This is a genomic window from Corynebacterium sp. HMSC05H05, assembly GCF_001807265.1.
GTDB lineage: Bacteria > Actinomycetota > Actinomycetes > Mycobacteriales > Mycobacteriaceae > Corynebacterium.
The window spans coordinates 1-387 of record NZ_KV788392.1 but is presented as its reverse complement, the minus strand read 5'-3'; the positions used below and the strand labels follow the sequence as shown (position 1 = coordinate 387).

The following is a 387-nucleotide window of genomic DNA, read 5'->3' as shown; positions in this document are numbered from 1 at the left end:
GCGGTGAGACCCACCAGGGCGCGCCTCTGATCATGGCGATGCGGCCGCGGGTGTTGCGCCAGGGGTCATCGTCGTTGATGCGGTTGTGATACCGGCACAGCGGCGCCAGGTTATCCATGTTGGTCAGCCCGCCGTGTTTCCACGCGTCCACGTGGTGGATCTCGGAAGCATACGCCCCGTGGCGGCAGCCCGGAAACGCGCACACGGGTGAGACCATGCAGGCCATATCGCGCTGTTTCTGGTTGGCGAAGCGTTCGGTGTCGTAGAGGTTGACTGCCCCTTTCTCCGGGTGGAAGGCTGCGACCTCCAAGGCTTCGCCGAACTCTTGCTGGAGGTACTCCGCACCCGTCATGATGGTGCCGTCAGTCAAGGTGAGGATGACGTCGT

The 387-nt window shown here is 63.6% G+C and carries 1 protein-coding gene; it reads right to left on the bottom strand.

Features of this window, described 5'->3' with window-relative positions; genetic code table 11:
- On the bottom strand, positions 1–387 hold a 387-nt coding region (locus HMPREF3151_RS06605; protein ID WP_141741352.1), incomplete at both ends, for an HNH endonuclease signature motif containing protein.